This is a genomic window from Pseudomonadota bacterium (assembly GCA_010028905.1).
Taxonomy (GTDB): Bacteria; Vulcanimicrobiota; Xenobia; order RGZZ01; family RGZZ01; genus RGZZ01.
The window spans coordinates 1-4,944 of sequence record RGZZ01000376.1 but is presented as its reverse complement, the minus strand read 5'-3'; the positions used below and the strand labels follow the sequence as shown (position 1 = coordinate 4,944).

Genomic DNA, 4,944 nt, shown 5'->3' with positions numbered 1-4,944 from the left:
CTCGAGGGCGATGCTGCCCTTCTTGGGGTGCGCGGCGGGCGCGGAGGCCTGTCGGCCACGTCGGGTGGTCGTGCGGGCCGTGCCGGCCTGACGAACGGAAGCGTCAACCTTCTGGATCATGGACATCCCCTCCAAAACCATGCGCATCGCGCGCTCTCGGGCGAGAGAATATCACGTTCAGTTCACGGAACTGTGTCCGAATTGTAACCGGTTCGCCGGTGATGTGCTGGGGGGGAGGCCGGCAGGATCGATCCCGCGCGTGCAATGAACCTGTAGATCTGGAGGCAATCATGATCGAGCGCATCCCTGAAGCCCATCGCGACGCTTTCGAGCGGCTGCTGGCCCGAGACCTCGTTCCGGAGACGTCGCTCCTCGCTGACGTCGACGCCCATCTTCAGACCATTCTCGACCTCGAGGAGCGCACCGGGCGCGGCATCGACCTGCGGCACGCCGAGGCGCTCGCCGATCGCTCGCGGGTGCTGCTGCGCGGTGTCACCGGGATGACCAGCGAAGACGATCGTCGCGCCATCCAGGCGGCGGTGAGGTACTTCCTCGACGCCTCAGACGGCGACCGCGACTTTCAGCCCGGCGGCCTGGTCGACGACGTTCAGGTCATGAACGCCGTGGTCTCGTCGATGCTGCGCACCGACCTTCTCATTCCGCTCTAGGGCATTCGCGGCATCGAGGCCGCCGCGCCCGCTCACGCCAGCAAAAAGGTGCTCCACGGCGGGATCTCGGTGAGCTCACCGCGCACGGTGGCCCCCGTCATGAGATCGGTGAGCGGCTTGCGCGGGAACTGCCAGGCCGCCGACTCGCCGGACAGGTTGGCCACCACGAGCACGGGCGTCTCTCCCCGCGCCTCGCGCCAGAACGCGTAGATCGGCGCCGTCGACTTCAGCCGTCGCATGCGCCCGTGGCGCAGCGAACCGTGGCTGCGGTACACCTGGCACAGTCGCGTGTAGAAGGCGCGCATGGCCTTTGCGCCCGGCGTGTGCCAGTCGATGGGGTCGCGCTCGAAGAAGGCGAGGCGCTTGGGGTTGCCCACCTCCTGTCCGCTGTAGATGAGCGGTCGCCCGGGCAGCGCGAACGACAGCAGCGCAAAGGCCCGCGCCCCATCCTGGCCGTAGAGGTTCACGTCGCTGTCGAGCCAGGTGTTCTGATCGTGGTTGGTGGTGAACATCATGCGCCAGGCGCCGTGCGGGTAGGTCTGATGCTGCTTCTCGATGAGGGCGTCGAGATCTTCGGTGCTGGCCTCGCCCTTCGCGAGCCGGCAGAACAGGTGGAAGTAGTTGCTGGCATAGTCGCAGTCGAACGCCGCGCGCAGCAGCTCTGGGCTCTCGGCCTCGGCCAGCATGAACACGTTCTTGATGCGCTCGAGGCGGCGGCGGGCCTCTTCCCAGAACGAGGTGGGCACGTAGTCTGCCACGTCGCATCGGAAGCCGTCGATGCCCACGTCACGCACCCAGTACTCCATCATGCCGTACATGTACTCGCGCAGCGCGCGGTTGCGGTAGTCGAGGCCGATGACATCTTCCCAGTCGGGGTGCGCCTGCTTGAAGCGCCCATTGCGCTCCTTCTTGTACCACTCCGGATGGGCTGTGGTCATCGGGCTGTCCCACGCGGTGTGGTTGGCCACCAGGTCGATGATCACACGCATGCCCTCGGCGTGGAAGGCGTCGACGAGGCGGCGGAAGTCGTCGATGGTGCCGAACTCGGGGTTCACCGCCATGTAGTCGGTGATGGCGTAGTAGCTGCCCAGGCTGCCCTTACGACCCACCTGCCCGATGGGGTGGATGGGCATGAACCAGACGATGTCGACGCCCAGCGCCTTGAGCTCCTTCACCCGCCCGAGCAGGGCGCGGAAGGTGCCTTCCGGCGTGTGCTGGCGCGTGTTCAGCTCGTAGATGACGGCGTCGCGCGCCCACACCGGATGCGGGGCGCGGGTGCGCCCTCGACGACGGATCGCGGTGGCCACGCCGAGGGCGATGCCGCCGGCCACCAGGCGCTTGGGAATGCGCACCATGAGAGCTGTCCTCCTGTGTTGCTACAGCGTTCAGCCGCTGCGGAAGGCGTTTGTGATGGGCATGCGGCGATCCTTGCCGAAGGCGCGAGGCGTGATCTTCACGCCCGGCGCGGCCTGGCGCCGCTTGTACTCGTTGAGATCGACCAGCCGCATGACGCGACGCACCGTGTCGGCGTCGAATCCGCGCGCCACGATTTCGTCGAAGGGGGTGTCGAGCTCGACGTACAGCTCGAGAATCGGGTCGAGCACCTCGTAGGGCGGCAGGCTGTCGTCGTCCCGCTGGTCTGGGCGCAGCTCGGCTGACGGCGGGCGGGTGATGGTGTACTCAGGAATCACAGGCCCCACCGAGTTGCGGTAGCGCGACAGCGCGAACACCCAGGTCTTCGGCACGTCCTTGAGCGCCGAGAAGCCGCCGCACATGTCGCCGTAGAGCGTGCAGTAGCCTGTGGCGACCTCGCTCTTGTTGCCCGTGGTGAGCACCATCAGGCCGAACTTGTTCGACAGCGCCATGAGCAGGTTGCCGCGGATGCGCGCCTGCAGGTTCTCCTCGGTGACATCGACGGGCCGCCCCTCGAAGTGGGGGGTGAGCTCTCGGGTGAAGGTCTCGAACACCTCGCCGATGGGCACCGTGAGAAACCGGATGCCCAGGTTGTCGGCCAGGGCCTGGGCGTCACGCAGCGATTCGCTCGCCGAGTAGACCGACGGCATGGCCACGCCCATCACCCGCTCCGGACCCAGGGCGTCGACTGCGATGGCGGCGGTGAGGGCCGAGTCGATGCCCCCGCTGAGGCCGATGACCACCCCGCGGAAGCGGTTCTTGCGCACGTAGTCGCCCACGCCCATCATGAGGGCTTTGTAGATCTCCTCCCAGCGCCCGGGGGGCGGCGCGCTCTCCGCGGCGGGCAGGGGATCCCGGGGCGCTGCAGGCGGGGTGGCGAGAACGATGTGGTTGATGGGCAGTGCCGTCTCGTTCGTGACGCGCTCCTTGCGCGTGCGCGGGTCTTTCAGGCGGGTGCGGAAGCTCTTCGAGACCTCGAGATCGGCCACCAGCAGGCCCTCTTCGAAGGCCGGGCCGCGCAGCAGCAGCGATCCGCCGGGCTCGTGAATGGTCGAGTGGCCGTCGAACACGAGCTCATCTTGTCCGCCCACGCAGTTGGTGTAGACGATGAAGCAGTTGTTGTCAGCGGCGCGGGTCGAGAGCATGCGATCGCGCTGCATCCACTTGCCCGCGTGGAAGGGCGAGGCGTTGATGTTGATGATGACCTGGGCGCCGCCGCGCAGGCACTGGTCGTGGGCCGGGCCCTCCGGGTACCACAGATCCTCGCACACGCCCACGCCGAAGACCACTCCCGCCCGCTCGAACACGCTCACGTCATCGCCGCGGCGGAAGTAGCGGTCTTCATCGAAGACGCCGTAGTTGGGCAAGAAGATCTTGCGGTGCACGCCGGCCAGCGCCCCGTCGTGAAGCACGGCGGCGGCGTTGTAGATGTCGTCGCCCACGTCGACGTAGCCCACCACCGCCGTGATGCCCCGGGTGGCGGCACGGATGCGGTCGAGGGCGCGCAGATTCTCGTCGAGGAATCCGGCGCGCAGCAGCAGGTCTTCCGGCGGATAGCCGGTGATGGCGAGCTCGGGGAACACCACGATGTCGGCATGTTGGGCGCGTGCCTCTTCGATGCGCGAGATGATGGCGTTCGTGTTGCCTTCGATGTCGCCCACGTGGCAGTTCATCTGGGCCATGGCGACGCGCAGGGTGGTCATCGATGCTTCCGATCTGCGAAGGGGTGCGGGTGGGAGCGTCCCATCAGCCCCCGGGCGGCCGAACCTGCTTCTCAGCGAAAAGGGGGCGTTCCTTCAACGGGGACCGCGAGGCGCCAGCCAAAGGGGGTCGGCAGGACTCGCGCCCGCCGCGGGCAACCTCCACGGGCATGAGCCTGCCTGCCGATACCATCCTTGCCGAGCTGCACTGCCACGTGGGAAGCGCTGTCGACCCGGCGGTCATGTGGTCGATCTGTCACAGCCAGGGCATCAAGCTCCCGAGCAAGAGCTACTGGGATTTCGTCGATCTCATCACCACCTCGGGTCAGCGGGTGAAGACCTTCGAAGAGTACCTGCAGCTGTTCCACATCACCGAGCTCATCCAGTCGAGCCCCGCTGCCATGGAGGCCTCGGTGTACGCCATCATCGGCGGCGCCTACCGCAAGAACAACATCGGCGTGCTCGAGCTGCGCTTCAACCCGATGAAGCGCAATCGCGGCGGCGAGCGCGACCTCGACCACATCATCGCCGCCGCGGCCCGCGGCATGGAGCGCGCCTGCATGGAGTACCCGGTGCAGGCGGGGCTGGTGCTCTGTCTCGACAAGGCCTTCGGCATGGAGCTCAACCGGGTCATCGTCGAGAAGGCCTACAAGCACAATCGCGTGCAGTCGGGGGTGGTGGGCATCGACATGGCCGGCCCCGAGGCGGCCGACTACAACTACCGCGAGTACGCCGATCTCATGAAGCAGGCGCGCGACTGGGGGCTGGGCATCACCATCCACGCGGGCGAGAGCGGCACCCCGCAGGCCATGCACGAGTGCATCGAGTTCCTCGCGCCCCATCGCATCGGCCACGGGGTCAAGGCGGCGCTCATGCCTGAGCTCATGGACGTGGTGGCAGAGAAGCAGATTCTGCTCGAGGTCTGTCCCACGTCGAACTACGCCACCGGCGTGCTGCGCGATCACGAGCATCTGTCAGAGGTGCTGCGCAAGTTCGACCGTCACGGGGTGCGCTACTCGTTCAACACCGATGGCCCCGAGATGCTCGGCGTGTCGCTGCGCGAGGAGATCGACAGCCACATCGCCGCCGGCGCGGTCACGGTGGAGCAGGCCATCCAGTGCAACGCCTGGGCCTGCGAGGCCTCGTTCGTGAGCGGGGGGCAT

The 4,944-nt window shown here is 67.1% G+C and carries 4 protein-coding genes; 2 read left to right on the top strand and 2 right to left on the bottom strand.

What is annotated here, in order from left to right:
• Nucleotides 1–290: 290 nt before the first annotated feature.
• Nucleotides 291–668 (top strand): hypothetical protein, encoded by a 378-nt coding sequence (locus EB084_19430; protein ID NDD30435.1) that lies wholly within the window; start codon nt 291–293, stop codon nt 666–668.
• 32 nt (nt 669–700) lie between these two features.
• Here EB084_19430 and EB084_19425 read toward each other — a convergent pair whose 3' ends face one another.
• Nucleotides 701–2,023 carry a hypothetical protein gene (locus EB084_19425; protein NDD30434.1) on the bottom strand — a complete coding sequence of 441 codons (1,323 nt, stop codon included), beginning with the start codon at nt 2,021–2,023 and terminating at the stop codon, nt 701–703.
• Between the two features lie 30 nt (nt 2,024–2,053).
• Complete coding sequence (locus EB084_19420) at nt 2,054–3,784, bottom strand: NAD+ synthase (protein NDD30433.1); 1,731 nt, start codon at nt 3,782–3,784, stop codon at nt 2,054–2,056.
• A gap of 167 nt (nt 3,785–3,951) precedes the next feature.
• Here EB084_19420 and EB084_19415 point away from each other — a divergent pair.
• A partial coding sequence (locus EB084_19415) for an adenosine deaminase (GenBank protein ID NDD30432.1) occupies nt 3,952–4,944 on the top strand: 993 nt, incomplete at its 3' end.